Annotated in this window: 21 protein-coding genes; 4 read left to right on the forward strand and 17 right to left on the reverse strand. The window is 69.2% G+C overall.

Annotated features, from left to right (window positions below):
* Nucleotides 1-69 precede the first annotated feature (69 nt).
* The 6 genes from ACEXQC_RS07545 to ACEXQC_RS07570 form a co-directional block, all read right to left on the reverse strand.
* On the reverse strand, nucleotides 70-2460 hold the full coding sequence (locus ACEXQC_RS07545; protein ID WP_374820060.1) for a cell wall-binding repeat-containing protein: 2391 nt from the start codon (nucleotides 2458-2460) through the stop codon (nucleotides 70-72).
* A 69-nt stretch (nucleotides 2461-2529) separates the two neighbouring features.
* Complete coding sequence (gene rfbA / locus ACEXQC_RS07550) at nucleotides 2530-3402, reverse strand: glucose-1-phosphate thymidylyltransferase RfbA (RefSeq protein WP_374820062.1); 873 nt, start codon at nucleotides 3400-3402, stop codon at nucleotides 2530-2532.
* The gene (locus ACEXQC_RS07555) at nucleotides 3402-4028 is read right to left on the reverse strand and encodes a dTDP-4-dehydrorhamnose 3,5-epimerase family protein (protein WP_374820064.1); all 627 of its coding nucleotides are present in this window, start codon (nucleotides 4026-4028) and stop codon (nucleotides 3402-3404) included. Before ACEXQC_RS07555 ends, rfbA begins: the two co-directional genes overlap by 1 nt.
* Before the next feature lie 19 nt (nucleotides 4029-4047).
* Nucleotides 4048-5922, reverse strand: coding sequence for a glycosyltransferase (locus ACEXQC_RS07560; protein ID WP_374820066.1), 1875 nt, complete (start codon nucleotides 5920-5922; stop codon nucleotides 4048-4050).
* Nucleotides 5923-5930: 8 nt separating this feature from the next.
* On the reverse strand, nucleotides 5931-6824 hold the full coding sequence (locus tag ACEXQC_RS07565) for a glycosyltransferase family protein (protein WP_374820068.1): 894 nt from the start codon (nucleotides 6822-6824) through the stop codon (nucleotides 5931-5933).
* A gap of 74 nt (nucleotides 6825-6898) precedes the next feature.
* Nucleotides 6899-7987, reverse strand: a complete 1089-nt coding sequence (locus tag ACEXQC_RS07570; protein ID WP_374820069.1) for an acyltransferase family protein — start codon at nucleotides 7985-7987, stop codon at nucleotides 6899-6901.
* Between the two features lie 153 nt (nucleotides 7988-8140).
* Here ACEXQC_RS07570 and ACEXQC_RS07575 point away from each other — a divergent pair, with 153 nt between their 5' ends.
* On the forward strand, nucleotides 8141-9223 hold the full coding sequence (locus ACEXQC_RS07575; protein ID WP_374820071.1) for an acyltransferase family protein: 1083 nt from the start codon (nucleotides 8141-8143) through the stop codon (nucleotides 9221-9223).
* Here the strand turns inward: ACEXQC_RS07575 and rffA are convergent.
* Genes rffA through ACEXQC_RS07600 form a run of 5 tightly spaced genes read right to left on the reverse strand, consistent with a single transcriptional unit; the run spans nucleotide 9208 to nucleotide 14638 of the window.
* Nucleotides 9208-10350, reverse strand: a complete 1143-nt coding sequence (gene rffA / locus ACEXQC_RS07580) for a dTDP-4-amino-4,6-dideoxygalactose transaminase (protein ID WP_374820072.1) — start codon at nucleotides 10348-10350, stop codon at nucleotides 9208-9210. The two genes, ACEXQC_RS07575 and rffA, sit on opposite strands and share 16 nt — an antisense overlap.
* Nucleotides 10343-11410 carry a glycosyltransferase gene (locus ACEXQC_RS07585; protein ID WP_374820074.1) on the reverse strand — a complete coding sequence of 356 codons (1068 nt, stop codon included), beginning with the start codon at nucleotides 11408-11410 and terminating at the stop codon, nucleotides 10343-10345. Before ACEXQC_RS07585 ends, rffA begins: the two co-directional genes overlap by 8 nt.
* Nucleotides 11411-11424: 14 nt before the next feature.
* Nucleotides 11425-13269, reverse strand: a complete 1845-nt coding sequence (locus tag ACEXQC_RS07590; RefSeq protein ID WP_374820076.1) for a hypothetical protein — start codon at nucleotides 13267-13269, stop codon at nucleotides 11425-11427.
* Nucleotides 13266-14111: a glycosyltransferase family 2 protein gene (locus tag ACEXQC_RS07595; protein ID WP_374820077.1), complete on the reverse strand. Its 846-nt coding sequence runs from the start codon at nucleotides 14109-14111 to the stop codon at nucleotides 13266-13268. Before ACEXQC_RS07595 ends, ACEXQC_RS07590 begins: the two co-directional genes overlap by 4 nt.
* The gene (locus ACEXQC_RS07600) at nucleotides 14111-14638 is read right to left on the reverse strand and encodes a GtrA family protein (RefSeq protein ID WP_374820078.1); all 528 of its coding nucleotides are present in this window, start codon (nucleotides 14636-14638) and stop codon (nucleotides 14111-14113) included. The genes ACEXQC_RS07595 and ACEXQC_RS07600 overlap by 1 nt, the downstream gene beginning before the upstream one ends.
* Before the next feature lie 161 nt (nucleotides 14639-14799).
* Between ACEXQC_RS07600 and rfbB the strand changes: the two genes are divergently transcribed.
* From rfbB to ACEXQC_RS07615, 3 genes are read left to right on the forward strand one after another with little or no spacing between them, the layout of a single operon-like run.
* A complete protein-coding gene (gene rfbB / locus ACEXQC_RS07605) occupies nucleotides 14800-15786 on the forward strand; it encodes a dTDP-glucose 4,6-dehydratase (protein WP_374820080.1) in 987 nt (328 codons plus the stop codon).
* An 18-nt stretch (nucleotides 15787-15804) separates the two neighbouring features.
* Nucleotides 15805-16668 (forward strand): dTDP-4-dehydrorhamnose reductase, encoded by an 864-nt coding sequence (gene rfbD, locus ACEXQC_RS07610; RefSeq protein ID WP_374820082.1) that lies wholly within the window; start codon nucleotides 15805-15807, stop codon nucleotides 16666-16668.
* Entirely contained in the window at nucleotides 16668-17807 is a 1140-nt protein-coding gene (locus ACEXQC_RS07615; RefSeq protein ID WP_374820084.1) for a glycosyltransferase family 4 protein, read from the forward strand. Before rfbD ends, ACEXQC_RS07615 begins: the two co-directional genes overlap by 1 nt.
* A 156-nt stretch (nucleotides 17808-17963) precedes the next feature.
* Here ACEXQC_RS07615 and ACEXQC_RS07620 read toward each other — a convergent pair whose 3' ends face one another.
* The 6 genes from ACEXQC_RS07620 to ACEXQC_RS07645 form a co-directional block, all read right to left on the reverse strand.
* Nucleotides 17964-19385 (reverse strand): LCP family protein, encoded by a 1422-nt coding sequence (locus ACEXQC_RS07620; RefSeq protein WP_374820086.1) that lies wholly within the window; start codon nucleotides 19383-19385, stop codon nucleotides 17964-17966.
* Nucleotides 19382-19891, reverse strand: coding sequence for a 5-(carboxyamino)imidazole ribonucleotide mutase (gene purE / locus ACEXQC_RS07625; protein WP_374820087.1), 510 nt, complete (start codon nucleotides 19889-19891; stop codon nucleotides 19382-19384). Before purE ends, ACEXQC_RS07620 begins: the two co-directional genes overlap by 4 nt.
* A gap of 53 nt (nucleotides 19892-19944) precedes the next feature.
* On the reverse strand, nucleotides 19945-21081 hold the full coding sequence (locus ACEXQC_RS07630) for a 5-(carboxyamino)imidazole ribonucleotide synthase (RefSeq protein WP_374820089.1): 1137 nt from the start codon (nucleotides 21079-21081) through the stop codon (nucleotides 19945-19947).
* A 287-nt stretch (nucleotides 21082-21368) separates the two neighbouring features.
* On the reverse strand, nucleotides 21369-23315 hold the full coding sequence (locus tag ACEXQC_RS07635; RefSeq protein WP_374820091.1) for a cell wall-binding repeat-containing protein: 1947 nt from the start codon (nucleotides 23313-23315) through the stop codon (nucleotides 21369-21371).
* Between the two features lie 33 nt (nucleotides 23316-23348).
* Complete coding sequence (locus ACEXQC_RS07640) at nucleotides 23349-24212, reverse strand: PH domain-containing protein (protein WP_374820093.1); 864 nt, start codon at nucleotides 24210-24212, stop codon at nucleotides 23349-23351.
* Between the two features lie 29 nt (nucleotides 24213-24241).
* Entirely contained in the window at nucleotides 24242-25084 is an 843-nt protein-coding gene (locus ACEXQC_RS07645) for a biotin--[acetyl-CoA-carboxylase] ligase (RefSeq protein WP_374820095.1), read from the reverse strand.
* Nucleotides 25085-25209: the final 125 nt, after the last annotated feature.

A 25209-nucleotide genomic window follows, 5' to 3' on the forward strand; every position in this document is an offset into this window, starting at 1 on the left:
GGTACTCCCACGGGACTTCAGCTGGGTATCAGCGGGCTACCTACGAGTTACCGACAGGTGACCGGCGGATCACCAGCTGCAGGCGGACAGCGTGGCCACCGAGTCGCTGAGCGACGAGGGCCCACCCAGCAGCACCACCTTGGTGGCCTTGAGTCTGCTGATGTCGTCGATCACGCCGCGCGGCACGCAGTCGCCGGGCACCATGTAGAGCGGGGCCTTGCTCTTCGCGGCGAGCACGCCGCCGGCGAGCGCGTCAGGGTAGTTGTAGCCCGTGGCGAGGTACACCGTGGAGCTCGAGGAGTAGGCGGCCCGGTTGATGGCCAGTGACGCGGTGAAGCGATCGCTGCCGGAGAGCCTCTCGACCGTGGCGGGGATGCGGGTCTTCAGAGCATCCGCCACCCCGGCGCCCACGGAGTTCGGGCCGCCCGCGATGGTCACCGCGGAGGTGCCCATGGTGCGGAAGTGATCGACGGTCGCGGCGTCGGCGGTGCCTGCTCCTCCGTTGACGAGCGTGATGGGGATGCCGGCGGATCCCGCCGCCGAGCCGGCCGAGAGGGCGTCGGGGAAGTTGCCTCCCGTGGCCACGTAGCTGCGGGGAGCGGTGCCGAAGGCGAACCGGGCCACGGCACGGGAGGCCTCGTAGCGGTCGGCACCGGCGAGCCGGGTGACGGTGGCGGCGAGCGGTCGGAGCTCGGCGAGCACCGCGTCGGAGACGGAGGCCGTGCCTCCCACCACCACGATGGCCGCGGGCGCCAGCCGCCTGATCTCGGCGGCCACCTCCGGCAGCAGCCGATCGCTCGGCGTGAGGAGCAGCGGGCCGCCCTGCTTGACGGCCGCGGGCACCGAGCTGAGCGCATCCGGGTAGTTGCCGCCTGTCGCGAGGTAGACCGTTCCCGAGGGGATGGCCTGGGGGTGCGCGCGCTGGGCGATCTGCAGCGCCACGGCGTAGCGGTCGGCGCCGCTCACCCTCTCCACGGAGGGCTTGGCCTTGAGCTCGTAGGTGTCGCTGACCGTGGAGGAGAGCGAGAAGCTGCCCCAGCGCGCCGTGACCGAGAAGGAGCGCCTGCCCGACTGCAGGGCGGCCGGGATGGCGAGCGACCACTGGCCGGAGGCGTTCGGCGTGACCGAGAAGTTCGTGCTGTCGATCGTGATCTGCACCGTGTGGCGCGGGCCGGCGCCGGGCAGCGTGCCCCGGATGCTGTCGCCCACGAAGGAGGGCCTCACCACGGTCGGCGTCGCCACGGCGACCTTCATCTCCCAGTCGGGCACCGTGTTCGACACGCTCTTCTTGGCGCTGTTCGTGGTGAGCATGGGGAAGAAGGCGCTGATGGCGTTCGGCTGGGCGCCCTTGTCGCAGTTGTTCTGGAACGTGCCGGCCGATCCGAGGCCGAAGGCTGCGCTGCCGATGACCGCGCTCGCTCCGCTGTCACCCGGGAGCATGCAGACGTCGGTGAGGGTGAGATTGACGTACACGGGGGTTCCGGCCCGGTTGTACACGGGGTACGACTCGTCGACCACGATGATGGTGCCGCAGGTCCAGCCCGTGGTGCGGCCCGACTTGCAGACGGGAGCTCCCACCACCCCCGTCGTCATGTCGGTGATCGTCACGGGGCTGCCGTCGCCGAGCGCGCCCTGACCGCCACCCCAGGTGGAGACCTTCGGGGTGGGCGTCCACTCGTCCGAGAGGGCCACCACGCCCACGTCGGATCCGCCGCCGAAACGGAAGAGGCTGTCGACAGGGGCGCCGATGATCGAGCCGCGCGAGGGGGCCGAGCCGGCTCGGGACTGCCGCGACTCGTAGAAGTAGTTGCCGCTCGAGCGGTCGGGCTCGATGCAGTGGCCTGCGGTGATGAACTGCATCTGCGGGTAGGGGCCGTAGCGGCCGCCGAAGCCCGCCGTGCAGACGTAGGTGGATCCGGCGGAGAGGAACTGGAACGCCTGGCCACCCACCAGCTCGGCGAGGGCCTCGAGCCGTTCGCCGGAGTAGTCGGGCACCGTGGGGTCACCGATCTCGGCGACCGCTCCGGTCTCGCCCACCGTGGCCGCGGAGGCCTCGTCCGGAACGTTGACGACGAGCTGTGTGCCCTCGAGCCTCGAGCCGAGCACCTCGACACCGGTCTCGACCAGGGCCTCCACCACGACTCCGGCGTCGAGGGCGGCGGCCGTGCGGGCCAGGTAGTCCTCGGGGGCCTCGTCGAGGTCGCGGGCGATGGCGTCGTGCAGCTCGGCCGGCAGCTCCGCCGCCTGGGCCGTGAACTGCTCGGCCGTGTAGGAGTCGTCCATCCGCGGCAGGGCGGGAGCGGCTGCGGGCGCCGGCTCCGTGGCGGATTCCGGCGTCTCGGTGGTCGGCTCGGAGACCTCCACCGGCGGCTCGACCTCCGCCGAGGCCACGCCACCCGTGCCCAGCACGGCGGCGATCACGAGCATGGTCACCGCGAGGGTCGAGGTCGAGTTGCGCACGACCCTACGGTACGACCACGCCGCTCGCACGCCGTGCGGCCACGCCGCGCCCCGGCAGGGCCCGCCGCCTCAGGACTGAGCGTCGGCGATGAGCGTCTCGAGGTAGGAGCCGTAGCCGCTCTTCACGAGCGGGGCGGCGAGCTTGGCGAGCTGCTCGGTGTCGATCCACCCCGCGCGCCAGGCGATCTCCTCGATGCAGCCGATCTTGAAGCCCTGACGGTCCTCGATCACGCGCACGTACTCGGAGGCCTGCATCATCGACTCGAAGGTTCCGGTGTCGAGCCAGGCCGTGCCGCGGTCGAGCACCTGCACCTGCAGGTCGCCGCGCTCGAGGTAGCGCTCGTTGACGGTCGAGATCTCGAGCTCGCCGCGGGCGGAGGGCTCGATCGACTTCGCGATGGCCACCACGTCGTTGTCGTAGAAGTAGAGACCGGGAACGGCGTAGTTCGACTTCGGCTCGACCGGCTTCTCCTCGATGGAGAGGGCCTTGAAGTCGTCGTCGAACTCCACCACGCCGTAGGCGCGCGGCTCGGCCACGTGGTACGCGAAGATGCGCGCACCCTTGATCTCGCCGTTGGCCCGGAGCGACGAGCCGAGGCCCGCGCCGTGGAAGATGTTGTCGCCGAGCACGAGCGCCACCGACTCCTCGCCGATGAAGTCCTCACCGATGATGAACGCCTGCGCCAGACCGTCGGGCGAGGGCTGCACGGCGTACTCGAGGCGGATGCCGAGCTCGCTGCCGTCGCCGAACAGCGCCTTGAACTGGTCGTTGTACTCCGGGGTCGTGATGATGAGGATCTCGTTGATCCCGGCCATCATGAGCGTCGAGAGGGGGTAGTAGACCATCGGCTTGTCGTAGATGGGCATGAGCTGCTTCGAGATGCCCTTGGTGATGGGCCACAGCCGGGTGCCGGATCCGCCGGCCAGGATGATTCCGCGCATCAGCGACCCTTCTCGTTCTGTGCCTTCTCGTTGAGCGAGGCGTAGAACGCGCGCGCTTCGTCCCACGTGGGGAGGAGGCCGGAGGCGGCGGCCTCGGAGAGGCTCGGTGCATCCGTGTCCTTCGGCGAGAGCAGCAGTTCACCTGCGGCCTCGGGGAACACGAGCGCCACCTCCTCGTCGAGGGGGTTGATGCCGTGCTCGCGCTCGGCCGCGAAGGTCGACGTGACGAGGTAGCTCACGGTCGCGTCGTCGGTGAGCGCCACGAACGCGTGGCCGAGACCCTCGGCGAGGTAGATGCCCTTGCGATCCTTGTCATCCAGCAGCACGGAGTCCCACTGACCGAAGGTCGGCGAACCCACCCGGATGTCGATCACGTAGTCGAGCACCGCACCATGGGTGGCGGTGACGTACTTGGCCTGCGACGGCGGGATGTCGGCGAAGTGGATGCCGCGCACCACACCGCGCTTCGATACGCTCGTGTTGGCCTGCGCGAGGTCGATGGAGTGCCCGATCTCGGCCTCCAGCTTGTCGAAGCGGTACCACTCGAGGAACACGCCCCGGTCGTCGCCGAACTGCTTCGGCGTGATCTCGTAGCTGTCTGGGATGCTCAGTTCGCGGAATTGCACCTTGCGAGTCTACCCATTGTCAGCGACGGCGCAGGAGGCGGGTGACCCTCCACGACCTCGACGACTCGATCGCGTCGATCACGGCGCTCAGTTCGGCGTCGCTCATCAGGAGCACGTGGCTGGCCTTGATGGGCTTGCCACGCCCCACCAGCACGCCCGCTGCCCGGATGCCGGAACTCGCCCGCCACGACCGTGACTCGAGCAGGCTCACCACTCGGAGGTGCAGCCGATCCCGCTGAGCCAGACGTTCGCGCACGACCATCTCCACCTTGGCGGCGACTTCACCGTCGACATCGCGTTCGGGCGCCGGGATCTGCACCTCGACGGGCGGTCGACGGATGAGCTTGCGGATGGCCCTGGTCTCTCCCGCGGGCAGCAGGATGGGCCGGGCATCCAGCTTGCGGTCGACCGCGTACTGGTTGAGCATCCACTCGTCGTGCACGTGCTCGGTGATGGACGAATCCTGCGACACCCAACCGCGGTAGATCGCCGTCAGGGCTCCGGAGTCGGCGATCCCCACTGTCGAGACGGCACGCAGCAGGTAGTCCCAGTCCTCGGTGGTCGTGAGCGTCTCGTCATACCGGAAACCGAGATCGCGATACAGCGAACGAGGGATCGCCGCCGACATGAACGGCGTGCTGTTCAGCGACAGATGCTCGATGAAGGAGAACTCGGTCGCGTACGGCATCGTGACACCCGAGGCCGCACGGGTACCTCGCTCATGGCGCACCTCGACGCGATCGGCCTGCTGCCGAGCGCATACGCTCCGGAGTACCCTCCCGGAGTGCTTCTTCTCCAGTTCCGCGAAGACCTCAACCCAGTGCGCGAACACCAGGTCGTCGTCGTCCAGCGCCACGACGTAGCGACCGCGCGCCTCTTCCAGGCCGGTGTTGAGCAAGGTGGCCCGGTTGCCGTGGTCGACATGCACGATGCGCACCTTGCGGCCGAGCCATTCGGGCACACCGTCGACGGCCGCTTCGATCGCGATCTGCTGATCGAGGTCCACCCGGTGCGCGATGATCACGACCTCGAAATCGGTGCTCGTCTGCCCGGTGAGGCAGAGCAGCACCTCTTCGAGTTCTGCCACCCTGCGCCCCTGGGTACGGATGACAACTGTCAGGAAGGGTTCCTCGATCGGTGCTGCGGGCACCAGACTCTTGATGGGACCGGCCACGCAGGCCCAGACGAACTGATTGACGCGAGCATGGGGTTCGGCGTCGTCTCGGAGCTCATTCAGGAAGCGGTTGAGGTTGGTGCCCGGCTGCAGAGCGGGGTGGCCTGCCGGATAGTGCTGGTCGCTGGCCGACAGCGAGAAGTCGTTGCGCCCGACACGGTACAGCCCCGCGGCCTCGAGCACCCGAGAGAGCTCGCGATCGCCGTAGAGACGCAGGTGCGTCACATCCAGCAACCCCGTGGACGTGTACTCCCATGACCCGAGCGCGAGCTTGTAGCCGACGTCGCGGTGCGTCACGTTCGGGATGCTGAAGAGCACGACCGCACTGTGCTCCACAACGACACCGCGGATGGCGGCCAAGAGTTCGCTGCCGTCGGCGATGTGCTCGAGGCCGTCGAGCACAGTGATGGATGCGACGGAGCGGCCCGCGATGACACGCTTCAGGGTGGCCGCGATCGACCCCCGCTCCTCGAGGTTGGCCACATGGGCCTCGAGACCCCGCTTCGAGACCTCCGACACCGCGAGCTGATCGATGTCGACCCCCACGTAGTGCAACCCGAACTCACCCTCGACCACTTCACCGATCGCGGCGTAACCGCTCGCGATGTCGAGGTGGATCGACCCTGGCGCGATCTCATTTCCGAGATGGCGACCGAGCAGGTGGATGACATGCCCGTACAGGTTTTCCGGAGAGTAGGCGTTGTCATACTTCTTGTCCACGTCAGACCTCACCATCGGTGCCCCGCATAGTTACCGTTCACGAATTCCGCCGTCGTGTTGCCCTCGTCGAGTCGCAGGGGAAGCGCCCCCTCGTCGCGGCGCTTCAGGAAGGCGGTGACCGCGCGTTGGATGATCGGATCCGGGAAGTCAGTCATGTTCTCCAACAAGCGATCGAGGATGTCATCGCGCGACCACTTGTACGCCAGCATGAGAGCCGACTCGGCGGAGTAGTACTGTTCGGTCTCCGAGGCGAGCCACTCGCCGCTGCCTCCGAGCCGCTTGTCGTGGAAAGCGATGGCGGCAGGTTGGAAGATCACCTGGAAGCCGCGCAGACGGTACCGCCAGGAGAGGTCGACGTCGTCTCCGTACATAAAGAACGACTCGTGATCGAAGCCCCCAAGATCGACGAACTCGACGGTCCTGAACATGGAGAAGGCGCCTGAGGCCCAGGAGGTCGCGCCCGACGCGCGGTCGTACTCCTTCGGGTGCTCGAGCGGAAGCTGCTTAGCCTCGGCGATGCCTATGGTCTTGTCCTCCAGCACCGCCGTGAGCTCCCCGAGCGTGCGGTGCGAGGGGAGGACGTCGGGGTTCGCCGTGACGAGTCGGTCCGTCTCGGTGCGGGCCGCCAGCTGGTTCTGAGCGCCGCCGTGCCCGAGGTTCCGTCCGAAGTGGGTGTAGCGGATCTTGATACCGCTGAAGCGCTTGTTGAGCGAGTCGATCTCGTCGTCCTGGAAGACCGGCGAGGGGGAACAGTCCCCGTACGACACGTCCACGAGTCCGTGGCGCCCGGAACTCTGGCCAAGCTGCGACACGCGGTCGACACTCTCGAGAGCCCGCACCAACGACTCCGCAGGGGTATGGAAGAGCACCGACTGCAGTGTGATGCTCGTGTATTCGGTCACTGACCCCACCTATCGTTCTTTGCACTCTCGCTCATCCAAACCGTGATGACGCGACTCCCACACGATCCCCGGCTTCATAGTAGGGCCTGAGGAACTCTCTTGATGGGACGAGCCGTCCCATCAACGTTCCGTTCGGGTCTGCCCTCCCCTGATCGCAATCGTCGAATGACTGGACGTTCAGCGAGGAGCCACGATCCGATCGCGAACGGCACGGTGGCGAGGACGCTCAGGGCGAAGAACGCCCAGACGCCGTCCACGAGAGCGGGCACTCCGAACACCCGGAGCAGCATCTGCACGGCGTAGCTGTACATGAACGCACCCATGGCGAGGTCATTCGCTCGCAGCACCCTCGGTGCCGGGAGGATGTTCCCCAGTACCAGAAGACAGTAGGCGATCAGAGGAGACGCCATCTGCAGCGCCCATGCTGGGAACAGCAGCGCCAGCAACGCCGTCGCCCCAGCGGCCGGCAGGGCGAAGAGCACCGAGAGACGGAGCCGACGGCGGAGCTCGTAGATGATCGTGCCGCCTAGGAAGAAGGGGAGGAAACGCAGGACAGGGGCGACCCGGCCATCCTGGGCGTAGGTCATGACCGCATCGATGTTGGCGTGCGCGACGACGGTCAGGACGAAGACCGACACCAGCACGAGGAGCCGCACGCGCTCCCGCCTGATCCCGAGCACCACTCCGATCGCGACGTAGCACACCACGGTGAAGAACACCGTCCAGAGGTTGCCGATCCAGCCCGCGGGGTCGGTGTTCGGGGTGCCAGAGACGGTGTACTGACGGATCTCGAAGAGGGAGTTCGAGAGCAGGAAGGGCCCGGGGCCACTCTGTGCCCCGAAGAATCCGGAGATCGAGCCTCTCTCCAGGATGTACGCCACCGGCGCGAAGAGAAGGACAATCACGAGCAGACACAGCATGAAGGCCGGCCACAGCCGGAGCACACGATGCCAGAGGTAGAGCGCCAGTCCCCGGCGAAGCCGGCCGCTCGAAACCAGGAACCCCGATACCGAGAACAGACCTGCGAGCGCCCATTGCCCGGAGGTGTTGCCGAGGTAGAGCGGAGACCCGCCGTGGCGGCCGATCGTATACGAGTGAGAGAGAATGACGAGTACAACCATCGCCAGTCTGACGAGGTTGAGGCCGTTGTCTGGCTTCAGCATGGTGTCCTAGGGAGGATCCCACCGTCGGGGCAGGGAGGGACGGGCGGCGACCCCCGGGGGGTCGACACCCGTCGATGACGGATCCGGCGAGTCTATAGGCCCAGTGCTCCGGAGCGGGCGGAGGAGGCTCCGGGCTGCCGCTACTCTTGGCGCATGGGGGACGTGAGAGCGCGCGACAACAACTTCGATTTCCTGCGCATCGCTGCAGCTCTCGCCGTCATCATCGGGCATTCCTTCGCGCTCCGCGGCAACCCCTCGTCGATTCCCATCATCGGCGGACTGCCCATCCACGTGGTCGGCGTCGATGTCTTCTTCGTCATCAGCGGATACCTCATCATGAAGAGCCGATTGGGCCGCAACACCGCCCTTCAGTTCTCGGTGAACCGCGTGCTGCGCATCTTCCCTGCGCTCATCGCCGTCGTGATCGCTTCCATCGTGGTGCTCGGCATCCTGTTCTCCACGCTGTCGAACGGTCAGTACTTCTCTGAGATGGGCACGTGGGATTATCTCTGGAACATCCTTCTCCGTCCGGCGTACGCCCTGCCCGGTGTGTTCACGGATCTGCCCTATCCCGTGGCGGTCAACGGCTCCGTCTGGACTCTGCCTGCCGAGTTCTTCTGCTACGTGGTCGTGCTCATCATCGGGTTCCTCCCGCGCCGCCTCATACTCCCTGCGGTGGTCGCCCTGCTGCTGGCCGCGTCGATCGGCTGGCTGCTCCTGCTGCGCACCGGTGAGCCCATCGTGGTCTGGGGCACTCTGCTCAACGAAGCGACGAGGCTCTGGGTGTTCTTCGCGGTGGGTTCGCTGATCGCGGCGTTCTCACGACCGGGCTTCTTCCGCCTCGACATCGCGGTGCTGGCATCGGTGCTGTGGCTCACACTTCCTTCGCTCCGCGCCGACCCGACGGTGGTCTCCTGGGCCCTCACTCCCTACATCGTGCTCACCTTCGGTCTCGCCAGCACCCCTGTGCTCCGACGCAGTGCCCGGTACGGCGACCTCTCGTATGGTCTCTACCTCTACGCCTTCCCTGTTCAGCAGGCTGTGATCGCCACGATCGGCATCATCCCTGGGGCACTCAACCTCGTGCTCGTCACCGGTGTCACGGCGGCGCTCGCCGTAGGGTCGTGGCATCTGATCGAGAAGCGTGCGATGGCGCTGCGGTTCCGGATCGGCGGGGGTCGAGTCTCGCCGGTGCCGACCGTGGTTGAGGACGCCCCGGCTCAGCCGACGCGGTAGGAGCTGACCGCGGCGACGACGCGGGCAACCTCGGCGTCGGTGAGGGACGCCCAGAGGGGGAGGCGCACGAGGCGGCCTGCGAAGCGGGCCGTGCGCTCGAGGGGGGCCGCCGTGCGGCCGAGGCGGCGGCCCGCGGGGCTCGAGTCGAGCGGCACGTAGTGGAAGGCGGCGCGGATGCCGAGGGCGCGCAGGTGGGCGAGCAGGCCCTCGCGCGCGGCCTCGGAGGGCAGTTGCAGCCAGAACAGGTGCGAGGTGTGCAGCAGTGCAGAGTCGTCCGACATGAGCCGCACGCCGTTCTCGGAGGCCCACTGCGCGAGGCCCGCGGCGTAGCCCGACCACACGCGCAGCCGGTTCGCCTGGATCTCGTCGAACGCCGCCAGCTGCGCATCCAGCACCGCCGCGTTGAGCTCGCTCGGCAGGTAGCTCGATCCCTGGTCCTGCCAGGTGTACTTGTCGATCTCGCCGCGCAGGAAGCGTGCCCGGTTCGTACCCTTCTCGCGCAGGATCTCGGCCCGCTCGAGGTAGCGCTCGTCGTTCACGATCAGGGCGCCGCCCTCACCGGAGTGCACGTTCTTGGTGTCGTGGAAGCTCTGCGTGCCGAAGACGCCCACCGTGCCGAGCATGCGCCCGTCGACGGTGCGCCCGCCGAGGCCGTGCGCGTTGTCCTCCACCACCGCGATGCCGGCCTCGGCAGCGATGGCCTCGACCGCGGCGAGATCCACGGGCACCCCTCCGTAGTGCATGACCGTGACGGCCTTCGTGCGCGGCGTGATGGCCGCCGCGAACTCGGCGGGATCGAGGTTGCCCGTGCTCTCGTCGAGGTCCACGAACACCGGCACCGCTCCGCGCTGCACGACCGCCGTGGCCGCCGAGGGGAACGTGAAGCTCGGCATCACCACCTCGTCTCCCGGCTCGAGCTCGAGCAGCAGGGCGGCGAGCTCGAGCGCGTGGGTGCACGACGTCGTGAGGAGCGCTGCGCGGGCGCCGAGCATGCCGGTGAGGCGGGCCGAGGCCGAGGCCGTGAACGCGCCGTCGCCGTGCGCGTGATCCGACCGCAGCACGGCAGCGAGGTTCTCCAGCTCGCCCGGGGAGCGGAAAGGGCGGCTGAAGAGGATGTCGTCAAGCACCGGAGGCGGGTTCCGTTCGTTCTTCCACGGGGGCTGCGGCGGCGACAGCATCTGCCGTCGCGTCGTCCTCCGGCATGATCGTCTCCGGGTCGTCGACCACGAGGTAGAGCGGCCGACCCATCGACACGTTGAGCGACACCCCGATGTACTCGGCGATCACCCCCAGCGACACGAGGATCGCGCCCGAGCACAGCAGCACGGCCACCATGAGCGACGCCCAGCCGGCCGTCTCCGGATCCTGCCCCACCTGGGGCGCGATGAGGATGTAGACGATGAGCGCGAAACCGAGCGCGGCGATGACCCCGCCCAGCACGCTCACCGCCCTGAGGCCCGTGGTGCCGCTCGTGAGCACCATGCGCCAGAAGTAGGCGATGAGCGCGGGCAGCGAATAGCCGGAGACCCGGCCGTCGGCGGTGCGCAGCACGGTGGGCACGGTGGCCACGCGGTTGGTGACCCACGAGAGCGCCACATCGAGGTAGACCCCCGTCACGGCGAACGACGCGAGTTTGCGGCCCACGTCGCCGCGCACGAGGCGGTAGCTCTGGAACTGGCTCGCATCCGGCAGGTTGAAGGCCGTGCGCATGAGCCGCTTCGACGACTTCGAGGCCGCGTTTCGCAGGAAGCCGTGCGGCCGCTCGTTGGTGAAGCGCGCGTAGACCACGCCGGCGCGCTCGCGGATGGCCGTGTCGAGGAACGGGCCGATCGCGGCCGGGTCGTGCTGGCCGTCCTCGTCCATCGTGAGGATCCAGCGCCCGGTCGACACGGTCATGCCCGCGATCGTGGCCGCGTGCTGCCCGAAGTTGCGGCTGAGGAACAGGATGCTCACGAACGGATGCGCGGCCTCGAGCTGCTTCATGACGGTGTCGGAGGCATCCGGACCGTTGTCGTGCACGAGGATGACCTCGGAGATGCGGAAGGCCACGCCCTCGGGCGTCGTGCCGCCGCGCGTGTAGGGCACGAGCTCGTCGACCACGGCCCCGAGCGTGCGCTCCCCCTGGTACACGGGCACGATCACACTGATCGTGTACACCGTGGAATCGACCGCGTCGCTGGTGCCCACGGGATGAGAAGTTATCACGCCGGCAGCCTCACGAAGAGGAAGCGGCCGTCGTCGGAGGCGAACGCGTCGCCGCCCGAGGTGGTGTCGACGCGCGTGACGGCCACGATCTGCTCGAGCAGCGCGGAGCCGCCATCCGTGAACGCCGCCTTGTCGATCACCATGCCGCACACCCCGAGCTCGCGGAACGCCATGATCATGGCGGGCACCGGCAGCGAGGCGAGGGCACCCACCTCGTCGATCGGCGCACGGCCCTTGATGCCGCCTGACGACCAGCGCAGGGAGTCGGAGTGCAGGAACATGCGCATCTGCTCGGAGTCGGTGACGCCGTTGACGGGCGGCGACTCGGGGAAGGCGATGTAGGGCAGCTGGTAGATGAGGCAGCCCTCCTCCACCGTGCCCTCGATCTGCTCCACGAAGGCCTGGTCGGAGTCGAAGCTCGCCACTGTGGCGGCCCGCGCGGCGGAGTCGACGGGCGGGATCTGGTCCCACACCGCGAGCACGAGCAGCAGCACGGCCACGACGGCCGCGAGCACGGGGCGCGTGCGGCCGGTGCCCGACAAGGGGGCGGAGGCGGCGAGCGCGGGGATGACCGCCGACCGGGTACGGCGGGCCCGCAGGCGCTTCGCCACCCGGCGCACGAGCCGGTCGAGCAGCAGGCCCACCGCGGCGAGCGCCAGCAGCGCGAGCAGGATGGCGATGCGGTTCCACGAGCGGATGGGGAAGTTGACGAACGACAGGAGGGTCGAGAGCCCGCCCACCGTGCCGAAGAGGAAGGTCACGAGCGCGAGCCCCGAGAGCACGGCGAGCTTGCGGGTGTACGACTTGGGCGCGCGCCAGCCCGTGCGGCCGGCGCTCAGCAGGAAGAACACCGCCACCACCACGAGCGCCACGAACCCCGCCGCGGCGATGAGGCCGAGCGCAGGGGCCTCTGAGGGCAGCGGATACGACTCGTCGTAGAGCTGGCGCAGCGTGGCGAACGGCCCGAAGCGGTGCCCGGGCACGGGCAGCAGCAGCGACGAGAGCTTGAACGAGTAGAGCTCGGCCTCGGGAGGGCTCCGCACGAGCACGGCCTCGTTGGCGCCGTTCGCGAGCCGGTACAGGATGCTCGGCAGCAGGTTGATGAGCATCGTGCCCGCGATCACGAGCCCGGCCGCCGCCGCGCCGAAGAATGGGCGCCAGCCGCGGGTCTGCCACAGCTTCGCCACACCCACGACGGCGAGCACGAGCGCCACGAACACCGAGTAGTAGCTCGAGGCGGTGCCGAGCAGCGCGAGCGTGCCGACGGTCGCCAGGTTGCGACCGCTCAGGATGCGCCGCGACCACAGCGGTTGGCCCACGGCCACCTTGTAGACGACCCCGAGCGCGAGCGGCACCACGAAGTAGGCCGCGAGGAAGAGGTGCCCCTCCCCCTTGATGAAGTGGTACGGCGCGATGGCGAAGGCCACGGCGAGCGCCACACCGAGCGTGCGGCTCACGCCCACGAGCCGCAGGAACCACAGGCCCGTGATGGCCGCGAGCGGAAAGCCGAGCACGAAGTAGACGTTCATGAGCACACCGAAGTCGCCCGAGAACACCCGCAGCAGGTTGGCGGCGATGAAGTGCAGGTTGTCGGCCTGCGGGTAGTCGCCGTAGTACTGGCCGTAGGGGGCGCCGAGCGCGGACTGATGGGTGAACCAGCCCGTCTCGATCACGGTCTTGAAGTGCGAGGCCACGGCGAGCGCATCGCCCGAGTAGTAGAGGGGGACCTTCCATTCGAGGTTCCAGAGGTCGAGGCCGTACCAGGTGGCCGCGAGAGCGAGCAGGGCGGCCAGGGCGTAGGGCACCCAGCGCTGGGCGAGCATGCTGCGGGCCCCGCTCACGCGCGCGCCCCCGCCTTCATGCCGCGGCTGTTGAGCGTGTAGTAGGCCCGCCTCGCGAGCGCCATGAGCTCGGCCCGACGGTCGCCGAGCCGCACGTCGGCCGCGCTGATGGTGTCGGGCGCCTGCTCGCGGCACCACGCGTGGTACGCCTTCGCCTGTGTGGCCTGGTCGTTCATGAGGGCCACGCTCCACTGGGCGTCGTTCACGCGGAACGCCCCGAGAGTCTGATCCACCGGCAGGTAGTCGCCGCGCAGCAGCACCTTGGTGTACCCGGTCTGGTCGATGAGGTAGGGGAACCGGGCGTCCCAGCCGCCGGCATCCTCGAGCACCGAGCGGCGCATGGTGACCGAGCCGGGCTCGCCGAACACGTTCGTGCCCTTCCGCACCGTGGTGCGCACGGCCTCGACGCCCGGCTGCACGCGGCGGGCGACTCCCTGCAGGCCGCGGTTGCGGATGGTCGCGCGGCCCCTCGCGTCGACGATGTCGCGTGGGCTCGACACGAGCACCACGCCGGGGTGCGCGTCGAGCGCGTCGGAGTGGGCGCTCAGGGCGCCGGGGTACAGCACGTCGTCACCGGGCAGCAGCTTCACGTACTCGCCCGTCGCCGCCTCGGTCACCCGGCGCCAGTTCGCCTCGGCGCCACCGCCCGTAGGGGTGGTGATCAGCCGCACGCGCGGGTCGGCCGCGTACTTCTCGAGCAGCTGAGGCGTCGCATCCGTGGAGGAGTGGTCGGCGATCACGAGCTCGAAGTCAGGATGCCGCTGCGACAGCACCGAGCGCACGGTCGCCTCGATGTAGGCCGCGTTGTCGAACGCGGGCACGACCACGGAGTATCTGGGCATCAGCGGGTTCCTTCATCGGTACGGTCCTCGAGGTGCGGATCGATCTCGGTGGCGGCCTCGACCTCGTGGTCGGTGCGCTTGAACGAGAACCGCTTGTGGCCGAACCAGCTGATGGCGACGGTCACGATGAGGATGGAGAGCTGGGCGAGGATGCGGTTCCAGCCGATGTTCACGAGGATGGGCAGCACGATCGCGTTGATGGTGATCGAGACCAGGTAGACGCTCTCGAAGCGCACGAGGTCGCGCCAGACGTGCCCGCGCACGGTGAACACGAAGCGGCGGTAGAGCACGAAGGCGATCAGCACGCCGATGACGTGCGCGCAGAAGAGGGTGGCGAGCGAGCCTACGGTCTCGTTGACCTCCCGGTCGAGCCAGGTGCCCACGGTGAGGTCGAACGCCACGAAGAGCACGAATCCGAAGCCCGTGTTGAAGCCGCCGACGAGAAGGAACGCGATGCGCTGATCCTTCACGAGACGCAGCAGCAGCCCCGGTCGCGGGCCGCTGTTCTCCTCGCCCGGCTGTGTCACGTGGTCACTCTAGAGCCCACGGCTGGATTCGACGGCCCCCACGCTCGACGGCCGGTACCCCCGCTTCTGGGGTCAGAGGGCTCCGGTGGCCCTGCCTCGGGGCGCGCGGAGGGCCGCCCGCTACAATCGGGGGCGACCACACTCGAGGAGAACGCCCCACCATGAAGATTCTTGTCACCGGAGGAGCCGGGTTCATCGGCTCCAACTTCGTCCGCCGCACGCTCGAAGACGCCTATCCCGGCCTCGAGGGCGCCGAGGTGGTCGTTCTCGACGCGCTCACCTACTCGGGCAACCTCGACAACCTGCTGCCCGTCAAGGACTCCCCGCGCCTCACCTTCGTGCACGGCGACATCCGCAACGGCCAGCTGCTCGACGACCTGTTCCCCGGCCTCGACGCCGTGGTGCACTTCGCCGCAGAGTCGCACGTGGACCGCTCGGTGCGCGACGCCTCGATCTTCGTGGAGTCGAACGTGCTCGGCACGCAGCAGCTGCTCGACGCGGCTCTCCGCAACAACCTGCCCCGCTTCGTGCACGTCTCGACCGACGAGGTCTACGGCTCGATCGCCGAGGGCTCCTGGGCCGAGGACCGCCCGCTCGAGCCGAACTCGCCCTACTCGGCCTCGAAGGCCGGCAGCGACCTGCTCGCGCGCTCGTACCACCGCACGCACGGCATGAACGTCTCGATCACGCGCTGCTCGAACAACTACGGGCCGTACCACTTCCCCGAGAAGGTCATCCCGCTCTTCGTCACCAACCTCATCGACGACAAGCACGTGCCCCTCTACGGCGAGGGCAACAACATCCGCGACTGGCTGCACGTCGACGACCACACCCGCGGCATCGCCATGGTGCTCGTCAAGGGCCGCGCCGGCGAGATCTACAACATCGGCGGAGGCACCGAGCTCACCAACAAGGAGCTCACCCAGATGCTGCTCGACGCCACGGGCAAGAGCTGGGACTACGTGGACCGCGTGGCCGACCGCCTCGGCCACGACCTGCGCTACTCGGTCGACATCTCGAAGATCCAGAACGAGCTCGGCTACGAGCCGCTCGTGCCCTTCGAGCAGGGTCTCGCCGACGTGGTGCAGTGGTACCGCGACAACCGGCAGTGGTGGGAGCCCCTCAAGGCCCGCGCCGCACTCATCTGAGCGGGCGGTCACTCCCTCATGACGCGTTATCTCATCACCGGCGCCGTCGGCATGCTCGGCCGCGACCTCCAGGAGGCGCTGCGCGAGCGCGACGCCTCCGTCGACCTCGTCGCCCTCACCCGCAGTGAGCTCGACATCACCGACGCCTCGGCGGTCGCCGCCGCGGTCGCGGGGGTCGACGTGGTCTTCAACTGCGCCGCCTACACGGCCGTCGACGCCGCGGAGACGGACGAGGAGGCGGCACTCCAGGTGAACGGAGTCGGCCCGGCGACCCTCGCCGAGGCGACGGCCGCCACGGGGGCCGCCCTCATCCACATCTCGACCGATTACGTCTTCAAGGGCTCGGCCACGAGCCCGTACCCCGAAGACGGCGAGCGCGATCCGCTCAACGCCTATGGGCGCACGAAGGCCTTCGGCGAGGAGGCCGTGCTGCGGCTCAACGCCGCTCGCGGCTACGTGGTGCGCACGGCCTGGATCTACGGCCGCCACGGCAACAACTTCCCCGCCACGATGCTGCGGCTGGGGCGCGAACGCGACTCCGTCTCGGTGGTCGACGACCAGGTGGGGCAGCCCACGTGGACCGCGGATCTGGCGCGTCAGCTCATCCTCCTGGCCGATTCCGGAGCCCCCGCAGGGGTCTACCATGGCACCAATTCGGGCCAGGGATCCTGGTTCGACTTCGCCCAGGCAACCTTTCAGGAAGCCGGACTCGACCCTGCTAAGGTCAAGCCGACAGACAGTTCGCAGTTCGTCCGTCCTGCCCCGCGTCCCGCGTACTCCGTACTCGGGCACGACGCGTGGTCCCGAGCAGGCCTGGATCCCATGCGCGACTGGCGTGCCGCCCTTCATGAGGCGGCTTCCTCGGGAGTATTTGGAGACTGATGGCCACGCTTCGGGTGATCATTGACCAGCTGGTCGCACCCGTTCCAGGCGGTATCGGTCGCTACACCCTCGAACTGACGCGCCAGCTGATCGCCACGGCGCCGCGCAACTGCGACGTCGAGGGCATCATCTCGGCGGTGCCGCAGGAGCGGGTCGACGAGGTGTCGGCCAAGCTGCCCGGGCTCGCCTCGCTCAGTCGTGCTGCCCTCCCCCGTCGCGAGCTCGCGGCGGCCTGGCAGCACGGCGTCATCGGCGGATCGGGTTCGGGCATGGTGCACGCCACGAGCCTGCTCGCGCCGTTGCGCAAGCACGACCGGCGGGCCGAGCTCGGCACGCAGACGGCCGTGACCATCCACGACGTGGTGCCGTGGACGCATCCGCAGACCCTCACCCCTCGCGGGGTCACCTGGCACAAGGCCATGGCCAAGCGCGCGTACAAGCACGCCGACGCGATCGTGGTACCCACGCACGCGGTGGCCGAGGAGCTGTCGCGCTACTTCGACTTCGGCGACCGCATCCGCGTGATCGGCGGGGCCGTGAGCGACGAGCTGCGGCTGCCTGCCGATCCCGCCGCCCGGGCTGCCGACCTGGGGCTGCCGGAGCGGTACATCCTGGCCGTGGGCACGCTCGAGCCGCGCAAGGGGCTCGCGGCGCTCATCCAGGCGCTGGCGCTGCCGGCCACCGGATCGCTGCCGCTCGTCATCGCCGGGCCCGAGGGCTGGGGCGATGTCGACGTGGCCTCGGTCGCCGCATCGGCGGGTGTCGATGCCTCGCGGATCAAGGTGCTCGGCTTCGTGAGCGACAGCGACCTCGCACTCGCCATCGAGCGCGCCACGGTCTTCGTCTACCCCTCCCTCGCCGAAGGCTTCGGCCTCCCCCTCATCGAGGCCTTCAACTTCGGCACCCCGGTCATCCACGCCGACGTCCCGGCCCTCCTGGAGGTGGCAGCAGGCTCCACCCACGTAGTAGAACGCACAACCCCAGCCGCCTACGCATCCCAACTGGCCACAGCCATAGAAGCAGTCACCACAGACGCCGCCCTCTCCCGCCGCCTCTCCATCTCAGGCCTAGACAGAGCCAGAGCCTTCAGCTGGCGAGACAGCGCCGACAAGGTCTGGCAACTGCACGCAGACCTCTAACCGAGGCCGCACTACCCACCACCCCCGCCGTTCCCCCACGCAACAGGCCGTACTCGCCGCCCCAAGGCGGTACACCTGCCGGGGCGCGCCGCGAAGCGACGTGACCCGACAGGTGCACCGCATATCGCCCGCGCCGCAGAAGCGGCGGCGCGGCAACTAGCCCGCCGGAGCCTCAGTCGCGTTCGACAGCACTAACGCGTCGGAAACCGTCTGCTGCACCACCGCCCAGTCCGGGTACTCCGGGTCGATCAGCGGCGGCGTCAGCTCCACGTGGTCGATCGGCAGATCCTTCGTCTTGAGCGCAAGATCGATGAAGTAGCTCAGGGTCGACTGGGGGATGTCCGTCTGCACCACCTGAGTGCCCGCCTGCACGATGCCCTCGAACTTGGTGATCACGTTCACCGGCTCGAACTGGTTGAGGATCGCCGTCTGCAGCTCGCGCTGCCGTTCCATGCGGTCGTAGTCGCTCGTGGTGTGGCGCGACCTGGCGTACCAGAGGGCCGTGTAGCCGTCCATGTGCTGCACGCCGGGCCAGATCCAGCCCTCGATCTCGTTGCCCTCTTCGTCGCCGCCCATGGGCAGCTCTTCCTTCACGTCGATGGTCACGCCACCGAGCGCGTCGATGAGGTCGGAGAAGCCCTGCATGTCGATCATCACGTAGTACTGGATGGTGATGCCGAGCGCGCCCTGGACAGCATCCTTGGTGGCCTCGACGCCGGCGTTGGAGCCCTCGGCCTCGGCGTTCGGGTACAGATCCTGGTCGAAGGCCATCACGCGGGGGTAGAGGAAGCTGATCTGGCAGTCGCTGCCGCAGTCGTAGGAGCCGTCGGGGGCGTAGTCGGTGCCCACGAGCGGGGAGTCGGCGGGCAGCGGAACCTGCTGCAGGTCGCGCGGGATGCCGATCATGGTGGCGCGGCCCGTGTCGGCCTCGATCGAGACCACTGTCATGCTGTCGGGGCGCATGCCGTCGCGGTCGGGGCCGGCGTCACCGCCGAGCAACAGGATGTTGTAGCGGCCGTCGACGGGCGGTTCGGCGGCGGCCTGCACCGAGAACACGGAGGCGAGGCCGGACTGCGCCACGTTGGCGATGTACGCGGCGGCACCCGCACCACCCGCGGTCACCACCATGAGCACCACGGAGAAGATCGCGATGGCCGGCCGGGCCCGCGGGCCCACGCGCACGAGGCGCACGAGCCGGAGCGCATCCAGGGTCAGCACGACCCACAGCACCGCGTAGGCCACGAGCAGCACCTGCACGATGGCGAGCGGCACGAGGTTGGTGGCGATGGAGAAGATGACCTGCGGCCAGATGAGGTAGATGACACCCGCGATGATGGCGAGCGTCCACAGCACGAGCGTGCAGCCCAGACCGAAGCGGCCGAGGCGGCGGTTGCCCGCGAGCACCTGCGCCGAGCCCGGGATCAGCACGTTGAGCACCACGAGCCACCAGCCGCGCACGGTCATCGCCTTCTCCGACGAGACGTCGGGGTAGCGGATCGGGCTCGCGGTGGCGTTGGCCGACGCCGAGCCGGTCTGATAGCCGGTTCGGGTGGGGGCTCCTGCGGTCATGCTGGTCATAGGCGGGTCTGGAGGCCTTCGTTCTTCTGGGCGACGAGCTCGGCGAGCCCGGTGCGGTAGCGCCCGAGGGCAGCGGCAAGCTCATCATCACCGGTCGAGAGAATGCTGACAGCGAGGAGACCGGCGTTCGTGGCGCCGCCGATCGAGACGGTAGCCACCGGGATGCCTGCGGGCATCTGCACGATGGAGAGCAGGGAGTCGAGGCCGTCGAGCTTGGCCAGCGGCACGGGCACGCCGATGACGGGGAGCGTGGTGACGCTCGCGATCATGCCGGGGAGGTGGGCGGCACCGCCGGCACCGGCGATGACCACCTTCAGGCCGCGATCGCGCGCCGTCTTGCCGTAGTCGATCATCTTCTCGGGCGTGCGGTGCGCCGAGACGACCTGCACCTCGTGGGGCACGCCGAAGTCGGTGAGCACCTGCACGGCGTCGCTCATGACGGTGAAGTCGGAGTCCGACCCCATGACGACGCCCACGACGGGCCTGTTCTCGGGCATGATGCCCATGCTAGGTGCAGGTTCTGTGGGCGCCCGGTAGCGCGTCGGGCGTGCCGGGCCTGTCAGTCCTGGAAGAAGGCGGCGGCGGCGCGCGCCTGGAAGACGACGTCGTCGAGCTCGTCGCCCGAGACGGTGACGTGCCCGATCTTGCGACCGGGGCGGGGCTCCTTGCCGTAGAGGTGGATCTTGGCGGTCGGGTGCGCCTCCGCCGCGCGCCGCACGGGAGTGTCCAGGTCGCCGTGGCTCGGCCCGCCGAGGATGTTGATCATGACCGACCACGGCTCGCGGTAACCCGTCGCGCCGAAGGGCAGGTCGAGCACAGCGCGCAGGTGCTGCTCGAACTGGCTCGTGGTGGAGCCGTCGATGGTCCAGTGGCCGGTGTTGTGGGGGCGCATGGCGAGTTCGTTCACGAGGATGCGGTCATCCGTGGTCTCGAACAGCTCCACGGCGAGCACGCCGGTGACGCCGAGCAACTCGGCGATCGTGGTGCCGATCTGCGCCGCCATCTCGGCCAGTCGGCCGGCCGCGCGGGGGGCGGGGGCGATGACCTCGGCGCACACGCCGTTCTGCTGGATCGACTCGACCACGGGCCACAGGGTCACGTCGCCGCTGGGGCGCCGCGCCACGAGCTGGGCGAGCTCGCGGCGGAAGTCGACGAGCTCCTCCACGAGCAGCGCTCCCCCGCGGCCGTCCTCGGCGAGAGCGGCGAACCAGTCCTCGGCCTGATCGGCGCCCGTGATGACGCGCACACCCTTGCCGTCGTAGCCGCCGCGGGCGGTCTTCACCACGGCCCTGCCGCCGTGGTCGGCGAGGAAGCCGGCGAGCTCCTCGGTGGTCTCGACACGGGCCCAATCGGGCATCGGGATGCCGAGGGCGCCGAGCCGCTCGCGCATGGCGAGCTTGTCCTGGGCGAACAGCAGCGCATCCGGGCCGGGGTGCACGGCCACACCCTCGGCCTCGAGCGCCCGCAGCACGGCCTGGGGCACGTGCTCGTGGTCGAACGTCACGACGTCGACGGTCTTCGCGAAGGCGCGCACGGTCTCGAGGTCGGTGTAGTCGCCCACGCCGGTGGCGGCGATGGCGGCCGACATGCCCTCGGTCTCGGCGAGCACACGGATGTCGATCCCGAGCTCGATCGCGGGCGGCACCATCATCCGCGCCAGCTGTCCGCCACCTACAACACCCACACGAAAAGTCACGAGCTCAGTTTATTGCCGCGCCGCCGCCTCTGCGGCGCGGGGCGACATGCGGTGATGTGCTGGATGCCGCGCCGGTCCCTGCCCGGCGCGGGCGACATGCGGTGATGTATTGGTTGCCGCGCCGCCGCCTCTGCGGCGCGGGCGACATGCGGTGCCGCCGTCGTGCGGCGTCGCTGCGCGGCGCCACCCGGCGACGATACCGCCTCGGGTCGGCGGGTACGGCCTGTTGCGTCGTGCGGGTGCGGTTGTTGCGGTCGGTTGGGCCGTGCGGCCGGTTGAGTGGGCTCTTATCGGGGGAGGTAGGTTTCGAGTTGGGTTTCGACCTGTTCGGAGACTGTGCTCGGGCCTCCCAGGACCACTACCCGGTAGGGGTCGAGTCTGTCTAGTTCGGCGGCAACCGGCGCTGGAATGGCGTCCTTAGTCACCAGCAGTACCGGAGAGTCCTCGGCAATGGCCGCTGCGGAGCCCGACAGGGCGTCGGGGAACACCGCACCCGAGGCTAAGTAGACCGTGTAGGCCCCGTCGCTGAACGTTCGGGCCGAGATGGCGGCCGAGACTGCGTACCTGTCTGCACCGTCGACGCGGATGACGGGCCACGACTGCTGCAGCGCAGTGACGACCGACTCGTCCACCGTGGCGAGGCCCCCGAGCACCATGACGACCTTGGGCTTCAGGCGCCGCAGCTCGTCGAGCACCTCGGCCGGCACGCCGTCCTTGCGCGTCAGCAGCACCGGGCCGCTCTCGCGCCCCGCCGCGGCTGATCCCGAGAGCGCGTCGCTGAAGACAGCACCCGACGCGAGGTAGGCGACGTCAGCACCTTCGGGGAAGGCCGCCGCCGACACCCCCGCCGAGACACCATAGCGATCCGCACCCGCGAGGCGCGTGACAGAAGGGCTGTACGCGCTCAGCTGCTTCTCAACGGCCGCACTCACGCTCGCGGTGCCGCCCAGCACCACGATCCGCTGGGGCCGCAACGACTTGAGGCGCGCTGCGACCGCCCCCGGCACAGAGTCCTTCGACACCAGGAGCACGGGCCCGCCCTGTGCACCCGCCGCGGCCGATCCCGACAGCGCATCCGCGAAACCCCCACCGCTCGCGACATACGCCACAGGCCCCCCGGAGTCGAAGGTGTCGGCGGCAACGCCTGCGGAGACCTCGAACCGGTCGGCTCCACCGATCCGATCCACCGACGCCAACGGCCGAGGCTGCGGATCGAACATCACGACCTCCGACGGCCTCCCGAAGCGGGGAGTCTCGCCGACCAGGAGACGATGGGTCACGGGATCCACGACGACGGAGTTGAAGTAGTCCTCGGAACCGCCACCTTCAAGAACGAGATCCGTGGAGCGGAGAGCCCGCACCCCCGCCACCCCACCCGCGGCACTGCCGATGTAGATTGCGCGCAGTGCGGGGTCGGCAGCGAGACCGAAGGGCATCGCGCCGAGCGGCGGCGAACTCGCGACGCGTTGCCCGGTCTGCAGGTCGTATTTATCGAGGTGGGCGGCGTAGGGCCGATCGCTGGTCGCGATCAGTTCGTCGCCGACCACGACAAGCCGGAACGGCCGGTTGTCGAGAGGCCAGTTCGTCGACGACCCATCGGGACTCACGACCGTGAGCGAGGAGTCCTCGGAACTGGAGACGTAGGCCTTGCCGGTTCGCGGGTCGACCTCGACGTCCTGCGGCTCGTCGCCCGTGGCGATCAGCCTCGGTGTGGTGGTACCGGCCGCATCGAGAACGCTCACCGTGTGTGTGGAGCGGTTGGTGACGTACACGGTGTTCCTCGCTGGGTCGACAGCGATCGCCCCCACGCCGTCACCACCCGATGCCACGGTGCGCACCACCTTGTTCGCGGTGGGCGACGCCGGGTCGACATCGATCGCGACGATGGCATCCGCCCGGCCGCCGTCGGCGACGTAGAGAGTGTGAGTGGTCTCGTTCACCGCGGCGGCAACCGGGAAGTCGAGGGCTCCGGAGATCGTGGCGACCGGCACGAAGGCATCGCCGCTGATGTCGTAGACGTGCACGGCCTTGTTGCGTTGATCGAGCACGAAGGCGCGCTGGGTGGTGCTGTCGATGGCGATGTCTCCGATGCCGTCGCCGGAGGCGCTCGGCGCCACGGACGCCAGGCGCGCCAGCTCGAAGTCACGAGGGGCTGCCGCGGCACCCTGCGCCAGGCCGACCGTGAGCAGGGCGACGACGCAGACTGCGGCGGCGGAGACGAGACGAGGCTTCATGAGACATGAGAATAGCTCATGCCCCCGACACTGTCACTCGCGGGATGAGTAGGAAGTGGGGGTGGGGTGTTCTGTGAGGGCGCCCAGGAGGTCGGCGGTGAGGCGGGCCGAGGGGATGTCGTGGAGGACGACGGTGAGGTCGGGGCCCGCCGTGATGCGCACGTCGCCCGAAGCCGCCGCGGCCTGGAAGGGGGTGTGGCGCAGGCGCACGTCGGTGACGCGGGCGAGGTAGAGGTCCTGGCGGTCGCGCACGAAGAGGCCTCGGCGGGCGATGACGCGGCGGGAGGTCACGGTGTAGCGGTGGCCGAGCCAGGCGAAGAACGGGAGCAGGGTGCCGAAGAAGACGAGGGCACAGGCCCCGGCGAGCGCCGCCCAGTTCTGCCACTCCTCGGGGAACCGGCCGCCGAACCAGCCGAACGCCGCCGCGGTGGCGAAGAGGATGAGCACGGGCACCGTGAGTCGCCTCGCGTGGGGCCGCGCCCGCACCAGGATGACCTCGGGCGTGGGATCGACGGAGGTGGTGTAGCCGCCGTAGCCGGGGTGCTCGTGCCCCGCGGTGCCGGGGTCGGTGTCGTCGAAGCCTAGGTCGGCGAAACCCGGCTCCCGGTGGTCGGCGTACCCGGCGTCGCTGTAGCGGGGGTCGGTGCGACCGGCGTCGCGGTAGCGGGGATCGGCGTACCCGGCGTCGACCACATCGGGCTCCGGATGCATGAGCTCGGAGAACCCCGGCTCGCCCGTGGGTGCCGCACCCGGGTACGGCGGCGGTGCCGGATAGGGCACGCGTTCGGCCTGAGGCGGCGTCGGATACCGCGTGGTCGCCTCGGTGGCGCCATCGGCCGCACGCGCCGCACCCCACCCGAACCGCTCGGTGGCGTCGGAGGAGCGCGGAGGGGTCATGCCCTCATTCTTTACCGCGATCCCGCGAATCAGCTGTCGTCGTGCCGGAGATGCGTCACATCGCCCGCCGAGACCACGAGCGGCGGGGCCCCGTCCGGCAGCTCCACCACGAGCCGACCGGAGTCGTCGAGCGACCGCGCGACGCCCCGCCGCACCGCGCCGTCCGGCAGTTCCACCCGCACGGCCCGCCCGAGTGTGGCCGACACGCGCACCGCGTCGTCGATCACCCCGCTCGCCACCGCATCGCCGCCGTGCGCCTGCCAGCGGTCGTAGAGCACACCGAGATCGTGCAGGTAGCCGGCGAGCACCGCATCCGGATCGATCTGCTGCACTCCCGCGAGCAGCAGCGAGGTGGCGGTGGGCACGGGCAGCTGCTCCTCGGTGAGCGTGAGGTTGACGCCTGCCCCGATCACGAGGCCGGCACCGCCCGGCAGCAGCTCGCCGAGGATGCCGGAGACCTTGCGCGATCCGATGAGCACGTCGTTCGGCCACTTGAGCGCCACCGCATCGGGAGAGCGGTGCGCGAGCCCGCCGATCACCTGGGACATGGCGATGCCCGCGAGGAGCGGCAGCACCCCCCAGCGCTCCACCGGGATCGGCTCGCCATCCGCCCCCGTGGGCCGCAGCAGCACCGAGATGGCGAGCGACCCGCCGGCCGGCGCACTCCAGGTGCGGCCGAGGCGGCCTCGCCCCGCGGTCTGGTGGTCGGTGGCCACGACCGCGAGATCGGGCCACTCCGCCGCCGAGGGACCCGTGGCCGCCTGCACGAGCACGTCGTTCGTGGACCCCGCACTCGGCAGCCACTCGAGCCTAGAGGCGATCGCCGACGAGAGCGGCAGGTGCGGATGCGGGGTGCGCTTCGGCAGGTGCATGCCGCCAAGCTACCGGAACCAGACCCCCGCCCCCACAAGCCGGCCACCGCCTTTTGTAGGGTTTCGGCAACGAAGGGGCGGGAGTGCTGGCCGGTAGAGTGAACGGCGTGAGTGAAGACGCGACG

The organism is Herbiconiux liukaitaii (genome assembly GCF_041927495.1).
Taxonomy (GTDB): domain Bacteria; phylum Actinomycetota; class Actinomycetes; order Actinomycetales; family Microbacteriaceae; genus Herbiconiux; species Herbiconiux liukaitaii.